Raw genomic sequence first — 16,135 nt, 5'->3', positions numbered from 1 at the left:
CTCCCCGCACTCACGCACAGTAACAGCCATGACATATCGCATTGACACATTGCGAAGTCAGAAGTATATCGGGCCATTTAAGGCACTTCTGTTGCCAGCGCTGGCACTTGAGTTGCCATTTGCGGCACTTTTATCGCCACTTAAGTCAAATATTTCTCATAAAACACTTCCACCACACTTTGCTCCATTTGCATAATAAAACTAGATCTTATGGGTGGCCAGTTGTGTCTATGATAGACATTTAAGCTGCTCACTCTCCTTCGGAGGTTGCGATGATGGACAATAACAATAAAAAAGCCAGGCCAACTCTTGATGCTTCAAAACGTCGGGACAAGCCACTAATCATTCGCCTAAGCGAGAAAGAGCGAACAATTATAAAAGCCAAGTGTGAAGAAGCAGGTTACCAAGCCGCAGGGGCATTCGTGCGTGACTTCTTAGTGGGTTCGAAGGTAGCGGGCAAGGTGCGAATCCCGCTGTCGCATATCCAGCTCTCGCTAGAGCTACAGCGAATTGCTGGCCTTATTAGCAAAGGTGAAGACAGCGAGGTAGTTGTTCAAAAGCTAGTAGATATCAATAACCGCCTATTGGGTCTTGGAGAATAATAAGATGATTGGGAAAATCACAGATAAGGGCATTGGGTCATTCAGAAACCGTATCGAATATATCTTCGGACTGCGGAAGCACGAGCACGCACTGACAACTATCAGAACAATTGGTCGGAATTGCTTTTCTCCTGACCCGCTTCGGAATGGGCACGAAAAAGACAAGATCGATGTCGAGGGAATGATTGCCGAATTTGATGCTGTCGAGAAACTGCGGGACAACGCAATTGACAGCGATCGAGTCGTTAAGCCCGTCTGGCACGCAATCCTCGCATTGCCTCCAGGTGAGCACCTAAACGACAAACAATGGAGCGAAGCGATCGATATGTTCCTGTCCGACCTCGGTTTTGATGAGACAAATAAGTGGGTTGCAGTACTTCATGGTGACACTGATCACGAGCACTGCCACATCGTCGCAAACCGCATCCGCCTGGACGAAGAGTTCTCAATGGTAAAGGACTCCAATGAGCGCTCCAGAAGCTGCGACAGCACGGGCCGCATCGAAGACCACTTTGGCCTGAGCAAAGCACCTGCGCCTTCAGAAACATGGGGTACGGCGATCTCTCGTGCGCAGATGGAGGCCGCTGAACGCGAAGGAACGATCCCTCTCAAGCACAAAATGATCGCGAAGATTGCCGGCGCCGTCGAAGCCACCCAGCAGGCTCATGGCGACATGTTCATGCTTGTGTCACTCCTGCGTCGGCAACAGGTCTACGTTCACTTCACGAAGAACGCCGATGGCCAGCCGACAGGCATCAGCTACGAGCACCAAGGCACCGTCATCAGTGGCCGTAAGCTCAAACGCAGCCGACTCACATTCCAAAAACTAACAACACAGGAAGGCATCGAATATGACCCAGAAACCTTTCGCGAACTTGAGATTGAAGCTGCTCGAAGAGATGCAGAACGCGAAGAGCGAGTCCGAGTTTTCTATCTCGTGCTCAGAGCCCGTAATCGAAGACCCATCCGTCTCAGCTTCAAAGCGCGTCAGCAAAAGGAGCTCGAAGACACCATCAAAGCCATCATTGCCTTGCTCCTGAGCCTGCTGGGCATCCGCGCAAACTGGGAGCTTGAAGACAAAAAGCCTGGCGAGCCCTATTACCAGCTTCGTAGCGACTGGGTGACGCTGCCTAGGGCCGAACAGGAGCAGGAGCTGGCCATAGCGTGGGAAGAGGATCCTGCGCTAGCCCTGTAATGAAAAATCCCCGGAGTCCGGGGATTCTAATGACTTCGGCATGGCCGTAACGAAATCGACTGAGCTCAAGTCGTCGCAGAACGAGTAACAATGACGACAATGGGATTTGAGCTGACCCCTGCGCTGTACGTGCTAACCCTGAACTCCAGCTCCTCCCTCAACACCCCGCCATTGCTGCTGGCCTCGCCCTCGAAACGCCAGAAATTCCCGGTCAAATTGTCCACCTGCTCAACCTTCACGCCCCCGCTAAACACCGCAATCGACACGGTGCCAGCAAAGGCTTGATCACGATCATCACTGTAAAACACGACAGCTTGCTCAGCCCCACTCCGGTACCGCCAGGACACCTCAGCCACCCCAGAAATCTCACCACCCTCAACGCCATTCACCAACACCCGAGCAGGCGGGAAAACCAGGTCATTGATGCCTTTGACGACAAAGCTTTTTTCGGCTGCCTCGGCTTCGGTTTGACGGCGGGTTTGAGTTTTGACGAGCGTCTTCAAGTAGACCGCTGAACCCTGGGCGAACTGGCCGAGGGTGATGCCATAGCCTTCGGAGACTGCCCAGACTTTCGTGCCTGCAGGGGTGTCTTTTGCTGTGCTACCGAACAGGGCGCGCCTGACGTTTTTGAGCTGCGCGGTAGTGCTGGTGAGGATCATGAACGTCTCGTAACAGAGCCACTCGCCATTGATGTACAGGATGCCCAGGGCTTCTCGGTTTTCATTTTGGCTGTAGTTGTCGAGCATGCTGATGTCGCCGCTGATGATGGGCCCGGTGGCCAGGGTTGCAGGGCTTGCAGGGCTTGCAGGGCTTGCAGGGCTTGCAGGAAGAGCTTCGCTGAGGGTAAAGACTGGAGTGAATGGATAATCTCTTTGCTCGCTCCAGCTTTCGATACCCTGTCTCGTGATCAGCTTGTAGTTCTGGCCTGCTGCAGGCTGTTCGACAAGTGTCATGAGCGTGCGTGTCAGGCCTGCAGTCTCGTTGAAGATTGTTGGCGCCTCGATGATCTGGACGCTCGGCGGATCTACTGGCTCGATGACTGGTCGTGTCCAAGTGCGCTCGCCGCCATCTGCGTAGACGGTATTTTGAACACCGAAAACGTCTTGGCTGAGCGTCAGTTTTATAGAGCTGTCATTCAGGCTCCCGACGTCGACACCCATCACTCGCATGACCAGGCCTTGGACATTGAGTGGCGGCCAGTCGAGAGTGACAACGTCGAGCATTTCGATGTCGTACATGCTGCGATTGCACTCGACGATACAGCTAGCCAGGGGCACTGACAAAGGCCTGAGTTCTCGCTGCGCGACTCTGGCAGCAAGGGCTCCGGTCGAGATGCTCATGTAGTCGTAGCTAACGCCGTCGCTGTCACCTTTGTGAATCCGGAGACCCAGGTTTTGCGCAGTCGCAGTGCGCTCAGTGAAGCCATCGCTGATCGACATGTATTTGATTTTGACTTCGTTGACTGCGGTGTCCAGGCTGCCCCGGTTGAAGTTGCTGATGCCTTTGATGTTCGAAGCGTCTAGAGCTGGAAGGTCGGCGATCACGTAGTCTTCGCGAGCCAGCTTTAGCTTAAGCTTGCCAGTTGCCGCGTCAGTAACGAGAGATCCATTGATAACCTTTAGAATGTCGTCGATGACCGCTGATGCTTGTTTTGCCGAATCGACCGCGCCGCTGACACCATAGCCTTCGTCAAACAGAATTTGGGCACAAGCCTCGATCGTTGCCTGGTCGACCAATGCGCTTGAAATTGACGCGCCAAAACGCTTGTCAGTCAGAAATTCGTAGATCACGAAGGCAGGGTTGGCATCATCTCCGATGACTTCTAGTGCTTTGTTTCCTCCAGGGGATTTGGGAAATCGACTGCAGACAAAAGAGACCTTCGCAGGCGTCTCAGTATTGCCAATGTAAAACTGCTCAAGGACGGCATAGCAGACCCCGCGCAAGCCAGAAACGAGGTCGGCACCAACCACCCGCTGCAGGTAAGCGTTCACCTTCTGGAGCAGCCCGCCGCTGTAGAAGCTGACGGTACCCTGAACTCCGCCGCCGCTCTCTTCACCGCCAAACAAATCAGGTTTGTTGATAGTGAAAGAACCAGAGGTCACTTGGCCCGACCAGGCTTTGTCGTCGTCAAACCAAACTTCTTTTAGAGTTACATCCGACCCGTGACAGATCCCCAGCTGAACACCCATGAAATATTTATAACCAATCGTCATCTTTTTTGACGAGAAGCCAGATTTCACTTTCTTCGTAATTTCTTTTGAGCGGAGATCTCCATACCAAAGGACGTTGGCTCCACCGAGTTTTCGAGTCCCGTACAGAACTTGAATCGGTCTCTCCGCAGCGGTCGGGAAAGTGAAATCTTCTAATCCGGCAGGCTTGCGGTCATCTTTCACTTTGCTGCCAATAAACATCATGGCCACAGCAATGACCATCATGATTATTTGAAAAATAGCGAGGGCGCCCATGAGTTACTTCTTATTTTTATAGGAATGGGTTTTCGTCAGGAATGGTCAGACATCCTGAGAAGTTGTCAAAGTTGTTGAAAGATTGGCAGGACTTAGCAGAGCGATCGCAGCCTTTGGCAAGTTTGACTTGGCTACCGGCTGATAATGAGTCCATCCCGGAAATCATCGTCACTGAATTTTCTTCAGGATCTACTTCCAGGATCATTCGATAGTCAGTTTCGTCAAACGAGACAAGACCAGCTAAGTAGTATTCAGCTTCATGATTAAGAGATGAAAGGAAGATCTTGGCGCCGCCGTCTTCGACTTTCAGGATTGTCTGGTTTTCCTGGTATTGCGTGATATCCAGACTGCAGAGGTCATCGTAGAGGTGATGGTTGCATTGGCTTTGATAGCCGAAACGAAGGATCTGACGCCGGAGCAAAGCGCTGGCAGGATTGCACGTGAGGGTTGCGATTGAGTTGTTCCAAGCTACAGCGCTGACTTCGCCCGCAAACACGTTGACGTACAGGTTCTTGTCGTCGCGCTGGGATCTAAAAATCTTGAGATTGACGTGCTTGGCAGGTAGGTGCGAGCGGAACAGCAAGGGCACCGGGGAGTCGCCAGGCAAATCAATCGTCAACTGGTTTTTGTAGTCTTCGGCAGTCCTCTGGACTTTACCACGCTTCATTGCCAACGGTTCGTAAATAATGCCATCAGTGTGAAGATGAGCCTTGGAGCTAGAGGTGTAGGCGAAGAACTGCGAGCCAAACTCGAACAGATATAGCTCGACAGGCTTGTTAAGCGAGAGTGACCGCTCTATCGATTTCAGAGTCAACATAGATCAGCTGCTTTATTATTTTTGTGATTGAGCTGTCGGCGGGCGTATCGAAAGTTTGAGCAAACTCGTCAGATTCGAAACGACCTAGAAATAGAGGTGCTATATACTCGACGTCTTCCATCCTGATGTTATTGACCGGTTCATGAAGCGTAACCACTTCGGTGTTGTCCTGCCCTTGGATCGCACTGTTGACGTTTCGATATAGCACAGTTCCATTATACAACTTGAGTGCAATCGCAGGGGCGAACGTGTTGGACTTCAAGAAGTTTTTGTAGTTGGCTTGGACAATGATTATCTCAAGTGTCGAGGCTTCGACATCCTTGGCCAGTTGCATAGCCACTAGAGGGCTTTCGATGTAGAACTCGCCTTGGGCGCCGCGCTCAAGCTCAGCAAAGTCATCAAATCGTTTTCGGAAAATCTGGCCGAAGAATCTCCAACTGTACTGGAGATATTTAACTGCGCCCTGCACACGATCATGGATGTATCGCCGTCCGGTGCTGGGATCAAGGGTTTCACGGAGACGCTTGTACTGAAGAGTGCAGTCCTTGGATCGGTCGGGCCTGACGTCCAGAACCCGCCTTCCATTGAAAATGGTGAAGTCGTCGACAGGCTCAGGACGATGCAGCTCGACTTCGTCGAAATCAAACGATGCCCCTGTAACTTCGACGTCCATCCCATGTGTCGTGGACGAAACATCCTCACTGATCCAGGCCTGGCTGATGGGAACAATGCGAGAGCCGCTACGGTAGTTTTTCTTAACCAAATCACTGAACATCACCTCGCCACCTGCAACTGACGCAACCACGCAGATCTCCCACGTATCAGCGTCAGACAACATCACTCGGCAGCCTGGCACGACCCATGCGCTCAGATCGGTCACGACCGCTTTGCTATCAAACCTTGCAACAGGCTCTGCTATCTCAGATTGCATGGGCCAGATAGGAACCAAATATTGCCCTGAAAAATTCCCGACTAGGCTGCTGAAGAGGTACTGGTCGGCGTCAGCAAGTCCGTACTGATACGTGGCCGAGAGTCGAGGTTGGTCACGAAGAGAGATCCGCTGCTCAGACCCATTCCAGCTCTCAATGACCTCGGTGAGATAGCTGTGCCGGAGCTTTGGCTGCATGCTCCAGTCGACTGAGAAATGCAGAACAATGGCCATCGTCGCTGAGAGCTGGAAGCTGTATGAGCCTGCCTGACCAAAATCAAAAGAGGCTCTGTAGCTCAAGTCACCGGATGCTTGGTTAAGAAAAACTGAGTACGCTGATGAAACGAAAGAGGCCACTCGACCTGAACGAATGCCATCTAGGTCGACCCCATCAGCTCCAGATTCAGTAACCCCGGCCAGCTGCAGGCTCGAACGATACGAATGCCAAATCGAGAATTCGAACGACTCTCCGCCAGTGATAAGTCCTGCATCAATCACTGGTGGCGATACAAATACATTGTCGAAAAACACGTCTCCCCACGTTCCCGCCTCAAGCCCCTGATGTACCAGATTCAGGCCTGCGTATCCGACGTATCCGTACCCACCGCGCACTCCAGCTCTAGCACTCACCGGCTTCGGATCGAGCGTAAACTCATAGCCACAGTATCCAGGCTCAACCGCTGCAATGGTCAGGAATCCAGGGGAAATCTTAGGCATCGACTTTCACCGCAAAGCCCAGCTGGAAGTACGGTTGAATGCGAACTGCCGGGATCTCGTTCCCGAAGAAAGGGAACACCTTGAATGCTTGGTCACCCACGACATAATCCTGCCCAGCGTTCATAAGGTCGCAATTCACGAAGTACAAGTCATCGAACTCAGTGAATGGAGACCACGCACCGTCATTCAAGACGTACGTGTACACCGGCATCAAAGCAGAGAGCCCATTCAGTCTATTTGAGCTCCTGGCGCTGCTTCCGATCGTGCCAACTTGCCCAGGCGAAGAAGGACTGAAGTTGGGCACGCGCACGCCATTACCAGCTGACAGCCCAGAGGCAAACCCGCGAGTTCCGGAGTCCTGATACGAATACAGCCAGCCGCTGTAATCCACCTTTGAAACCCACAGCGAAGTGACGGCACCGGAGTGATCGAAGGGCACGGCTTTACCATCTCCAGCTGCGTATTCCATCCCCGTCAGAACACTCCCACCAGTTCCAGCAACGATGACAGGTGCGTCGCCAAAGAAGGCATGGCTGTAGCGCCCATTTTCAAATTCAGAAATCAGCAGCACCCGCTCACCAGCAGTGAACAGATGGTATGTCCCTGAAGCCCCAGCTCGCACATAACGACCGCTGTTCGAGTAGCCAGGCTGCTGGAACCAGGATTGGGCTGCATCAAAGCCAGTACTGATGCGCATATCGATGCCAGACTTCCCGTACCCGCTGCTCCAGTTCGCACCAGTTGGGTTGAAGTCGTCAAAGCTTCTCATGGCGATGTACGTAGACCCCTTGCGCATGTGCAAACGCTTCCCGAAGCGGGAGTCAGCGCTGTCGACGTAAGCATGGAGGTCAACGACCCAGCCCTCGGCGAAAAGCCTCTCTCTCAAAAGCTGCAGGAGGTTTTCGGAGCCCGCAAACGAGCCAGTCTGGTATTTCATGCGAGCCTCAGAGCGAAGGATTGGGAGCCCCTGAAGATGTTCGGGACGAGGAGATATTGGTCAGCGCCGATCGTGATCACAGACTCAGCCGAAGCCCCGACATTGCTAACTGCAAATACGCCGTCGAGGTACCCGCACCAGAGCCCGTCATCTACACCTTCACCAGTAGCTGGAGAGCCTGAGACCACCATCGCGTTGTACAAGACATGATCCCCGGCAAGGGTCTTGCCTAGGCCTGCAACACCGCCGTCAAAGGGCCACACGTAGCCCAGGTCATACCCGTAGTTCGGAGTGAAATTAAGGCTGTCGCCAGAGTCGTTTTTGGCTACTGCTTGCCACCCGCCGCCAGGCAGGCAAACCCTCGGTGGCCTCGAAGTCCCGCCATACCAAGGGAAGCCTGAGGCTGTGGAGGCAGTGGAAGACCAGAGCTCAGCATCACCCGATCCCCCGACAAAACATGGAAACGGGTAGCTCTCAGTGTTCGCAAACGGCAGCAGCAACCCCAGGTAAAAACTGTGATAGGCATTGGAGATCCGGCATACCCCGGCCAAGCGCCTTTCGGACACTGACAACCAGCACTGGAAGCTTTGGTCATGTAGCGGCAACCGAGGCAGCTTGTAACCCCCGACTGGCGTCTTAATAGCCCCGATCTGATCGCCAATTCCACGACCTGGATCAAATGACCGAAACGCCTGCAGCTCGATATTCACGCCGTCAATCAACAGCGCCACGTACCCACCCGCAGGCACGCGCAAGACTTTAAAAGAAGGCTGATCCGACTCAACAACCCATCCCTCGGCCACAACATTGGCAAGGAGTTTTGTCACAAAATCGGTGTGTGATGCAGCAGTGAAAGTGTAGAGAGCCATGTTGTTATTCTTGTAGGCCTTTTGCTTTATTATAGCATTTACATGCTCTTGATTTCGGAACGATTTGCGCGAATGTGGTTCATGATTACTCGCTCGCCATCATGGCCTTCCAGGGCTGATGCGATGCTTGGGGAGTCCAAGACGTTGTTGATCGTCACCTTCTGCTGACCGCCTGAGCCTCCTCCCCCACGGGCCAAAAGGTCTTCGTTCCTGCGCTGCTCGGCTTTAGTCATGACCTTTTCGCCATCCTGGAGCACTGCCAGTCCCTCATCAGCATTGAGTCCAGAGGAAGATGACAAGGTACGGAATCGACCACCACCAGAGCCGAAGATGCCACCGTCATGGTGAACCGGCAACTTGACTGAGCTCGCTGCGCTGGAGGCCGCCCCAACTGCTGTTGAGCCCCCACCAGTTACCATTCCCAGCATTGACTGGATGGCGTACTGCACGAGCAATTGAGCGATGACTTGCATAATGGTGCCGATCATCGCAGCACCCATGTCAGCGAATGCCTCTTGAGCATTTTTGGAGCCGCTGATGATCGAAGTGAATGCATCGCCCAGGCCGTTCGACATGCTGCCCTGCAGATCTTTCCAGGTTTTGCTGAAGCTGAAGACCTCAGACTTGGCCGCTTCCAAGGAGTCCTTCGTGCGATCAACATCCTCCTGATTGCCCGTGGTCTCAGAAGCTTTTTGCCCACGCTCGCCCAGAGCACTCACTTGGGTCAGATAGTCTTTCGACGAGATTTGGTTGTTTTCCAGCTTGCGCTTGAGGGCCGCATACTGCCGGTCAATCTCATCCAATTCGGCCTTGGCCTTTTTCGCGGCAACAAGGTCTGCAGCAGCAGTGGAGTCTTCCCCCATCGCTTCCAGGATGCGCTTCGTGTCAGCAAACTCGCGCTCGATCTCAAGCAAATCAGCTTTGTAGTCAGAGCCCCTGATGCGCAGCAGATCGACCTGGAGCTGCTCTTTGATCGCGTCAACTTGGGCCTTCGAATCCGCGAGTGCAGAAGCCCTATCAGCCTTGAGCAGAGCCTCCTGATTCGCCAGAGCGCTGGTCAAATTCAACTGCTCCTGGCGCTTGACCGTGATCTGCGCTTCCAGGTCAGCAATCGCACCCAAAGCAGTCCCGCGCTCGCTGTCGATCGTCGACTGACCAAGGACTTTTCGCTGTGCCGCCAGCTGGGCCTGCAACACCTTCAAATCTTCGCCGATTGAAGCTTTGCGCTGGTCGCTGATCTCCCGGTTTGCTTTCAAATCGATCGCTAGGCGTTGATCGGCGATCTCACCGGCAGTCAGTTTTTCTGCAGTTACGCGGGCGTCCAGGGCCTTCTGTTCGAGCTGCTGTTGCGTCTGGATACGCTCGATGTTCTTGTCGATCGCCATCTTCGCGATATCGGCCTGGAGCTTTGCCTGGGTCGCGGCTAGGGTTGCGGCAGTCTGAGTTTTGGTCAGGTTGTTTTTGGCGTCACCGCCTTTCCCGATCCCAAGCTTGGCTCGATCGGCATCCTGTTTTACTAAGGCCTTGTTCTGAGCCTCAATCGCGGCGCCGGCATCGAGCAGTTTGTCGGTGGCGGTTGAGATGGCGCCGCTGATCCCGCCTACGCCAGTGAGCGTTGCCTTCACTGCCTGCTGGCCGAGCTGGTCTAGGACTTTTGAAGCGCCGTCGGCTTGGGCAGCGAAGTCTTTGAAGATGCCGCCGCCGAGGTTGATGCTGACTGGCTTGTTGAGATCCGCGACTGATCTGTTGATGTAGCTGCGGACGCTGTCGAGGCTTGACGACATTGAGCTGGCGAGGCTGCCAGGGATCTTGTTCAGCAGTGCTTGAATGCCAGGGACAAACGAGTTGCCGACCAAGCTCAACACGTCCGCGAACGCTTTGCGATAGAACGTGACAAAGCTGCTCACGAACTTGCCGAGATACGTCAGAATCTGATCGAAGCCGAGAGCGAAGACCCCAGCCGTGTCAGTGGCCCCTTTTGCGATCGCGAAGAAGATTGCGTAAAGGGCATCGCCGACCCGACCGAACGCGGCAAAGGCCTGACCTGCTGCGTTCACGATTCCACGGAATTGCTCTCGACCAGACGTGCCAAGCTCACTGACCCCAGTCTTAACGTCAGTGGTGCCCTGAAGCATCATTTGGATCAGTGCAGTGAATTCCGGGGCAGCGTCAGCCACAGCCTTTTTAAAGCTGACAGAGACTGATGTGGACAGCTCGTTGAACGTTCGGCTAAGTTGCTGGACATTCTTCGTATCCAAACTACTTAGTGTGTAACCAGCGGCCTTGGCCTGTTGCATCAGATCTTTAAACTTTCCCGACCCATCCTCAAGCAGTGGAAGCAAATTTCGTAAGTTGTCAGAGCCGATCTGATCTAAGAAAGTAAATTGGGCACTAGAGGACATGCCCTTCATAACATCTGAAATCTTTTGTAGCTGCTCCAGCGGATTCAGTTTAATGAACTCGGCGCTAGATGTCTTCATGATCTGGAAGAAATCAATGGCACCGCCCGACTGGATTGAGTTCATCTCTTCAATCTTGATCCGAACTTCTTCCAGGGCGTCTACGAACTGCTCTGCCCCGACGCCACTGGTTTTGAATGCCGCGTACTGAGCAGCAGTCAAATCCTCGACACTGACTTGCAAGCGTTTCGCAGCAACATCCAGTTCAGTAAGCTGGCCAACTGTTTCCTTGATTGCACTAGCGCCAGCAAAGGCAGCAATAAGTGCACCGATCTTAGCAGTAGCGCTACTAAGGCCTTTGGACATGTCGTCACGGGCTCGAAGAACGAGCTGAATAATTGTAGAACCTGCCATTTATTATTCTTCTTTTTGGCTTAATTGGTCGATTAGCTTCTTGAATTCTTTCCCGTCGCCTGTAGCAATTGCAATGCGAGACATATGGTCAGCGATGATCCGGGTCATTAGCTGGTCACGCAGACGCTCTTTATGAACGCTAACCAAGTGCAATAGGCGCTTGATTGAGTACTGGTAGGGATTCAGCCCGGCATGACCATTTGCTATCAGCAGTTCACAACAGTCGATAAGCACAAGCGCAAACTGCTCTGGATCTTGTTCTTCGGTAGGCTTGGATTTTTTCCTTGCCGCTTCGAACTGAGCTACTTTTTGAGCAGGGGTAAGATCGTCGGTAGCAGCTTTTCCAGGCTTTTTTTTAGACCATCAGGAAATGTCAGAGCGAAGACTGTTGCCAGCAGCTCAAGCTGGATGGGGAAAGGGAGATTTCGAACATACTCTTCGGCACTACGCTGTTTGCAAGCACATGCAACACAGGCAGCCGAAAAACCAGGAAAGCTCATCAAGACTTGCTTGGATACATCGGGATCAGCCAAAGACTTTTTGACGTTATTTAGAAAGATAGCGCCCAGAGCTTCCTTATACCCATCAACAAGATAAATGAAATCTTCGGTAGTGAGCCCGAACACATCGATAGTGACTTCCGGCTTGTCAGCGGATGCCTGGGTAATAGTTATGGGCCGCGAGGGGATCACGAGATCTGAGAGTGCCATGGTTTCTTCTTATTATTCTGTGTGGCTTTTTTCCATTATACCGAACCCCGCCCCCCCTGTGCGCCAAACCCAGTTTGACAACAAAGAAAATCGAGGTAGAACTATTTTCGCTGTATACCTCGGTTGTCGGCGATGTCTACTAGCGCGGCATGGTAGGCATCGGTAGTATTGAAGATATAAGCAATACACAACAAGAGAGAGATTTGAAATCAGCGACTTTGAATACGATCCCGAGCTGGTAGCCACCAAGTCTGAGATTTATGCCGCAGTCAGAGATATTGCCATGAATTCAGATGCCTATAACTTCGTAGAATTCCGCAAAGAAGTCGAAGGCTCGATCGGTTGTGATCTACTCATTCCGCCTGAAAACGATTGGATGGTGGAAGAGGCTCTGCAGGAATACAGGTTTCTGGCCCTCGACGAGGAGAATGATCATGTTTGATGCTCGCACTGATCTACCACCGTTGCTATGTGATGAGCAGATGAATTCGATGTCTCTTCAGGAAGTTATGGAGTACATGTGCAAGCGGAATGTCGTTGAGCGCAATGATCCAGCTTATGAGCGTGAAAGGATTGATGAGCTGGCCGAGTTCATCGAAACCCATCTGCTGGATGAGTTGGCTGACCAGGGATGTGTTGAGGGTTTCTGTCTGAATGCCAGGGCTGGACTGGAAAGGGCATTCCACAAGTTAGAGGCGTTCAAGGAATCGTGGTGTACTGCAGCAGCACGGCAGATCTGGTACAAATACAACCACTGAGTCAAAAAAACCGGACTACGCGTCCGGCTTTGTGTGTTAGTTGTCGCTACCAATCAAAGATGTAGCGCTCTGGGCTGAAACTCTAATTACTGAAAGTGGTGATCTTACAAAACCAGCCCCTAGCTTTAGCGAGGCCTCATCAATTTCCCCTGCTGCATGCAGCTGAGGAATGATTCCTTTAACATTCTCGATTTTTGTAAGAATATCGTGGAGCTTGGTAGCGTATTTTAGTCTGCCTGCAGCATTCTTCCTATAACTATCAACAGCTTCATATTCGTATCTATCCCTGCCATTATTCCAATTCTTTTCAAGACAGAGCTTGCTGAAGCTCTCGAAAAAATCGACAGGTGTGTCACATCGGCCATCATGAACCACCAGATCCTCAATTATCTTAGTGTCAACTTCCCGCTCTAGATAAACATAGGCGTATACGGAATTAATCAGCGCCACCTTATCTGGCTCACCGGGGCCATCGTAGTCGATGAGCAGTTTTTGATATATTTCCCTCACTGCACTTTCTAGACTTTCGATCTTATTGGTGCTGGTAGTATCAACAGAAAAACCCTGGCCGTGCAGCCAGTACCCACTCATAATGTAAACAAACAGAATATTCACATATGAGTCAACAGTTCGTACTGTATCATCAGGATCGACCCAAAAATCATTAAGGCTTCCTAACCCCTTCATGCTTCCGAACTCAAAGGGCGAGATAGCGTCAAGGCTTTTGGAGTTTAGGCCGTCGAGTCGATCACCGTTATCTCTATAATAAGCCAGATTATTTAAAATGTTGCCATACTGAATAGACAAACTCTCAGACATAGCCCTATTACGGTCTTCAGCTATAGCGCGAACCACACCATCCAGGTTAATCTCTTGGATTATCTGATTGTAGACGTTGTAGCTGACAATCGATCCAGGCAAAGGACTAATTTCTGTGGCCTCAAGGTGGCGAACGATCGCCCCTTTATCTCTCACCAGCTCGATAAGCTCTACTGTGTATTCGCCCTTGTTAATGAGACGGCGAACATCATTTGTCGTTAAGTCTGAATATTTTGAGCTCATTACCCCCCCAGAGCGTCTACCTTGGGCCATTTGAGGCCTGACACCATAAAATAACGCCTGCTGGGAGGTAAGTCATGCGAAAACCACAAGCCATTGAGGCCCGTGGCTTGGAGCCGCAATGGCTTAGGCGTATTCCTCCCGGAATAGCTTAGACAGCCCGCTACCGCTGACGGCTTTAGATGCAAGCAATGTGCCCTTGATCTCCTGCTCGCCGTAGTCGCTGGTGATGAGCTGACGCTGGGCTGCAGGCGACAGTGAGACTTTGTGATAGGTCACTTTCACCTCTTTGTCGTCTTCCGCCAGGTTGAAACCATCGAAGACTATCTGGACGTTGATGCCACTGTTCACAAGGCCTTCGAGGCGAGTGGTGGCCTTACTGGCATACGTGACCTCGACCACAGCGCCATCCTCGAAACCAGCATCTGCGTCAAACTCAATGGAGCCACCGGAGACGCGATAAAGCCCGGCATCCAGCGGCTCGCCGGCAACAGTTACGGTCGTTACGGATGCGATCACCCCTGGCACAACCACGCTCTTGCCCAGGTAGGCTTTGCCAGTCCAGACCTTCGACGCGACTGCAGCATCCTTGGACAGCGATCCAAAGAGAGCAAGGCGCATTAATTCAGAATTGAAATCTTTCGCGTTGATGGTCAGTTCACCGGAGTTTTTGATGACCTTGCTCTTCGCAGTCGACAGAGTGCCAAAAGTGGTGTCCTGCATCTCGACTTTATCCGAGGTCAGGGCCAACACAGCCGATGACGAGTGCGCGACAGCGGTAAAGCCACCTGTGGGCTCATCGTTTTCATCAAGCACGGAGATTAGGATGGCTCCGTTGCCGATCCAGCCGATACTTGTGTCTTTTACGTTTACAGACATGTAATCACCTTTGTTCTTATTGTTTGGGTGGTGGACATTTATTAATCGAACGCAACATAGTGCGTCCACGCCAACTGCCAGGCGCTAAAGTTATTATTTGGAGACCTAAATCCAGATAGAAGCTCTTCAAATGACTGGATCTTTGGTAGATTTGGATTAGAGCTTGCGACGCCACGGTACTTCTTCAGAGCCCTAGAGATCTCAACGCCCAAACTCATGGCTCGACGGGAGACCCCCTTTGTATCTTGGTCTGCTCTGGAGATAATGAACGCGCCGAAGATGGCATCACAGTACATTTTGGGAGTATCGGCGACAATTGGCCCACCGCCACATGCCAAGAGCACATAACACTGGTCGCCCTGGAGCGAGATGTTCTTCAGCGTCTCATCAGCCACTTTGCCGGAGAAAAGATCTACCTTCGGCTTTGATGGCAAACTTTCGATGAGGGATTTGTAGGCTTCTAGGGTTTCTGTGATTGCCATGTTTTTCTTCTTATTTTATCACAGGCGGAGTTGTGGCTAGGGCATTTTCGATGTTTTGCAAGAGGATATTTTGGTATTCAGCGAGCCAGGTTTTTGGGAGGCCTTGTTTGTCTGGCAGGTACCGTCTTTGTTTAACGGTGATGCCGTATTGATGGTTATCAGCATATATAAGATTGCTGGCTAGTTCGAGATTCGTGCCTCGGACGTTGTGTTTGATGCTGTTTCTTAGTCTGCCAGTGTCTAGCAATGGTTGACATTGGCGGTGCTGAATGGGGGCCCAGGGATTGCCATACGGATCAATGCTGCGCTGGAAGCAGGTTTTGACTCGGGCAATCCAACGAACGCCAATTTGATTCAGGCCTTTCTTGACGTGCGGGTTCGCGGGGCCCAGGCGCTTCACCTTGCTGATGAGTTCCTGGAGGGCCGCCGCGTCAACTTCAAGGGTGATGGGCTGGGTTGCTGATGTGATCATGACCGGATCAACCGAACGTTGTGGAAGCCAGACTTGCGGGATTCCTGAGTCGCAGTTCTGATTCGGTTGCGGCCAGTTCCGAGGCCTTCGAGCCATCGCCGGGCATCTTCGAACCTGAGCCGCTGCTCGTCCGTGGGGTTCTCGTCCCACCTGTAGTACCGAGCGATGTCTAAAACGAAGCCTCTGATGTCTTCGATCGCTTCGACGTCGGTTAGTGGAGCATCAAGGCCGGCAGACCGAATGTAGCTATCTGCGAGCCGGGAGGCCTTCTCGATGACGCGGGCGATCCGAGTTTCGCCTTCGCTGGGGAGCTGGTCATTCGGGAATTCTGAGGTGTAATCAAGGTAGGTTGCGTACATAGTTTTTCTTAACCAAAGAAATGGGTTTATGGTCTCCTAGCCTGGGCTTCTTACCCTCAACGGTACCTTCTCT

At 52.1% G+C, this 16,135-nt stretch carries 16 protein-coding genes; 4 read left to right on the top strand and 12 right to left on the bottom strand.

Annotated features, from left to right (window positions below; translation table 11 throughout):
• Window positions 1-272 precede the first annotated feature (272 nt).
• Both GWQ44_RS04930 and GWQ44_RS04925 read left to right on the top strand, forming a co-directional pair.
• Window positions 273-602, top strand: coding sequence for a hypothetical protein (locus GWQ44_RS04930; protein WP_275926773.1), 330 nt, complete (start codon window positions 273-275; stop codon window positions 600-602).
• A gap of 4 nt (window positions 603-606) precedes the next feature.
• Entirely contained in the window at window positions 607-1,797 is a 1,191-nt protein-coding gene (locus GWQ44_RS04925; RefSeq protein WP_275926772.1) for a relaxase/mobilization nuclease domain-containing protein, read from the top strand.
• Between the two features lie 65 nt (window positions 1,798-1,862).
• Here GWQ44_RS04925 and GWQ44_RS04920 read toward each other — a convergent pair whose 3' ends face one another.
• From GWQ44_RS04920 to GWQ44_RS04890, 7 genes are all read right to left on the bottom strand, one after another.
• The gene (locus tag GWQ44_RS04920) at window positions 1,863-4,262 is read right to left on the bottom strand and encodes a phage tail protein (protein ID WP_275926771.1); all 2,400 of its coding nucleotides are present in this window, start codon (window positions 4,260-4,262) and stop codon (window positions 1,863-1,865) included.
• 16 nt (window positions 4,263-4,278) lie between these two features.
• Complete coding sequence (locus GWQ44_RS04915; protein WP_275926770.1) at window positions 4,279-5,079, bottom strand: phage BR0599 family protein; 801 nt, start codon at window positions 5,077-5,079, stop codon at window positions 4,279-4,281.
• Window positions 5,039-6,724, bottom strand: coding sequence for a hypothetical protein (locus GWQ44_RS04910; protein ID WP_275926769.1), 1,686 nt, complete (start codon window positions 6,722-6,724; stop codon window positions 5,039-5,041). Before GWQ44_RS04910 ends, GWQ44_RS04915 begins: the two co-directional genes overlap by 41 nt.
• The gene (locus tag GWQ44_RS04905) at window positions 6,717-7,661 is read right to left on the bottom strand and encodes a hypothetical protein (RefSeq protein ID WP_275926768.1); all 945 of its coding nucleotides are present in this window, start codon (window positions 7,659-7,661) and stop codon (window positions 6,717-6,719) included. The genes GWQ44_RS04910 and GWQ44_RS04905 overlap by 8 nt, the downstream gene beginning before the upstream one ends.
• Window positions 7,658-8,530, bottom strand: a complete 873-nt coding sequence (locus GWQ44_RS04900; RefSeq protein ID WP_275926767.1) for a hypothetical protein — start codon at window positions 8,528-8,530, stop codon at window positions 7,658-7,660. Before GWQ44_RS04900 ends, GWQ44_RS04905 begins: the two co-directional genes overlap by 4 nt.
• A 38-nt stretch (window positions 8,531-8,568) precedes the next feature.
• A complete protein-coding gene (locus GWQ44_RS04895) occupies window positions 8,569-11,343 on the bottom strand; it encodes a phage tail tape measure protein (protein ID WP_275926766.1) in 2,775 nt (924 codons plus the stop codon).
• Window positions 11,344-11,645: 302 nt separating this feature from the next.
• Window positions 11,646-12,053 (bottom strand): hypothetical protein, encoded by a 408-nt coding sequence (locus tag GWQ44_RS04890; RefSeq protein ID WP_275926765.1) that lies wholly within the window; start codon window positions 12,051-12,053, stop codon window positions 11,646-11,648.
• Window positions 12,054-12,336: 283 nt separating this feature from the next.
• On the opposite strand from GWQ44_RS04890, the gene GWQ44_RS04885 reads away from it, so the two are divergent.
• Both GWQ44_RS04885 and GWQ44_RS04880 read left to right on the top strand, forming a co-directional pair.
• Window positions 12,337-12,495 carry a hypothetical protein gene (locus GWQ44_RS04885; protein WP_275926764.1) on the top strand — a complete coding sequence of 53 codons (159 nt, stop codon included), beginning with the start codon at window positions 12,337-12,339 and terminating at the stop codon, window positions 12,493-12,495.
• Window positions 12,488-12,811, top strand: coding sequence for a hypothetical protein (locus GWQ44_RS04880; RefSeq protein ID WP_275926763.1), 324 nt, complete (start codon window positions 12,488-12,490; stop codon window positions 12,809-12,811). Before GWQ44_RS04885 ends, GWQ44_RS04880 begins: the two co-directional genes overlap by 8 nt.
• Before the next feature lie 36 nt (window positions 12,812-12,847).
• Here GWQ44_RS04880 and GWQ44_RS04875 read toward each other — a convergent pair whose 3' ends face one another.
• The 5 genes from GWQ44_RS04875 to GWQ44_RS04855 form a co-directional block, all read right to left on the bottom strand.
• Window positions 12,848-13,873 (bottom strand): hypothetical protein, encoded by a 1,026-nt coding sequence (locus tag GWQ44_RS04875; protein ID WP_275926762.1) that lies wholly within the window; start codon window positions 13,871-13,873, stop codon window positions 12,848-12,850.
• 123 nt (window positions 13,874-13,996) lie between these two features.
• The gene (locus GWQ44_RS04870; RefSeq protein ID WP_275926761.1) at window positions 13,997-14,749 is read right to left on the bottom strand and encodes a hypothetical protein; all 753 of its coding nucleotides are present in this window, start codon (window positions 14,747-14,749) and stop codon (window positions 13,997-13,999) included.
• A 41-nt stretch (window positions 14,750-14,790) separates the two neighbouring features.
• A complete protein-coding gene (locus GWQ44_RS04865) occupies window positions 14,791-15,231 on the bottom strand; it encodes a hypothetical protein (protein WP_275926760.1) in 441 nt (146 codons plus the stop codon).
• Window positions 15,232-15,241: 10 nt separating this feature from the next.
• Window positions 15,242-15,703, bottom strand: a complete 462-nt coding sequence (locus GWQ44_RS04860; RefSeq protein ID WP_275926759.1) for a phage virion morphogenesis protein — start codon at window positions 15,701-15,703, stop codon at window positions 15,242-15,244.
• The gene (locus tag GWQ44_RS04855; protein ID WP_275926758.1) at window positions 15,700-16,062 is read right to left on the bottom strand and encodes a phage protein Gp36 family protein; all 363 of its coding nucleotides are present in this window, start codon (window positions 16,060-16,062) and stop codon (window positions 15,700-15,702) included. Before GWQ44_RS04855 ends, GWQ44_RS04860 begins: the two co-directional genes overlap by 4 nt.
• Window positions 16,063-16,135: the final 73 nt, after the last annotated feature.

This window comes from Pseudomonas sp. 3MA1 (genome assembly GCF_029237275.1).
Lineage (GTDB): Bacteria > Pseudomonadota > Gammaproteobacteria > Pseudomonadales > Pseudomonadaceae > Aquipseudomonas > Aquipseudomonas fluorescens_AP.
This window is presented reverse-complemented; position numbering and strand designations above follow the sequence as displayed.

Bases quoted from the DNA above. Each gene is read 5' to 3' on its own strand.
- GWQ44_RS04860 (WP_275926759.1), bottom strand. From the start codon at position 15,703: ATGATCACATCAGCAACCCAGCCCATCACCCTTGAAGTTGACGCGGCG.
- GWQ44_RS04885 (WP_275926764.1), top strand. From the start codon at position 12,337: ATGAATTCAGATGCCTATAACTTCGTAGAATTCCGCAAAGAAGTCGAA.
- GWQ44_RS04865 (WP_275926760.1), bottom strand. From the start codon at position 15,231: ATGGCAATCACAGAAACCCTAGAAGCCTACAAATCCCTCATCGAAAGT.
- GWQ44_RS04910 (WP_275926769.1), bottom strand. From the start codon at position 6,724: ATGCCTAAGATTTCCCCTGGATTCCTGACCATTGCAGCGGTTGAGCCT.
- GWQ44_RS04915 (WP_275926770.1), bottom strand. From the start codon at position 5,079: ATGTTGACTCTGAAATCGATAGAGCGGTCACTCTCGCTTAACAAGCCT.
- GWQ44_RS04855 (WP_275926758.1), bottom strand. From the start codon at position 16,062: ATGTACGCAACCTACCTTGATTACACCTCAGAATTCCCGAATGACCAG.
- GWQ44_RS04930 (WP_275926773.1), top strand. From the start codon at position 273: ATGATGGACAATAACAATAAAAAAGCCAGGCCAACTCTTGATGCTTCA.
- GWQ44_RS04870 (WP_275926761.1), bottom strand. From the start codon at position 14,749: ATGTCTGTAAACGTAAAAGACACAAGTATCGGCTGGATCGGCAACGGA.
- GWQ44_RS04905 (WP_275926768.1), bottom strand. From the start codon at position 7,661: ATGAAATACCAGACTGGCTCGTTTGCGGGCTCCGAAAACCTCCTGCAG.
- GWQ44_RS04900 (WP_275926767.1), bottom strand. From the start codon at position 8,530: ATGGCTCTCTACACTTTCACTGCTGCATCACACACCGATTTTGTGACA.
- GWQ44_RS04890 (WP_275926765.1), bottom strand. From the start codon at position 12,053: ATGGCACTCTCAGATCTCGTGATCCCCTCGCGGCCCATAACTATTACC.
- GWQ44_RS04880 (WP_275926763.1), top strand. From the start codon at position 12,488: ATGTTTGATGCTCGCACTGATCTACCACCGTTGCTATGTGATGAGCAG.
- GWQ44_RS04895 (WP_275926766.1), bottom strand. From the start codon at position 11,343: ATGGCAGGTTCTACAATTATTCAGCTCGTTCTTCGAGCCCGTGACGAC.
- GWQ44_RS04875 (WP_275926762.1), bottom strand. From the start codon at position 13,873: ATGAGCTCAAAATATTCAGACTTAACGACAAATGATGTTCGCCGTCTC.
- GWQ44_RS04925 (WP_275926772.1), top strand. From the start codon at position 607: ATGATTGGGAAAATCACAGATAAGGGCATTGGGTCATTCAGAAACCGT.
- GWQ44_RS04920 (WP_275926771.1), bottom strand. From the start codon at position 4,262: ATGGGCGCCCTCGCTATTTTTCAAATAATCATGATGGTCATTGCTGTG.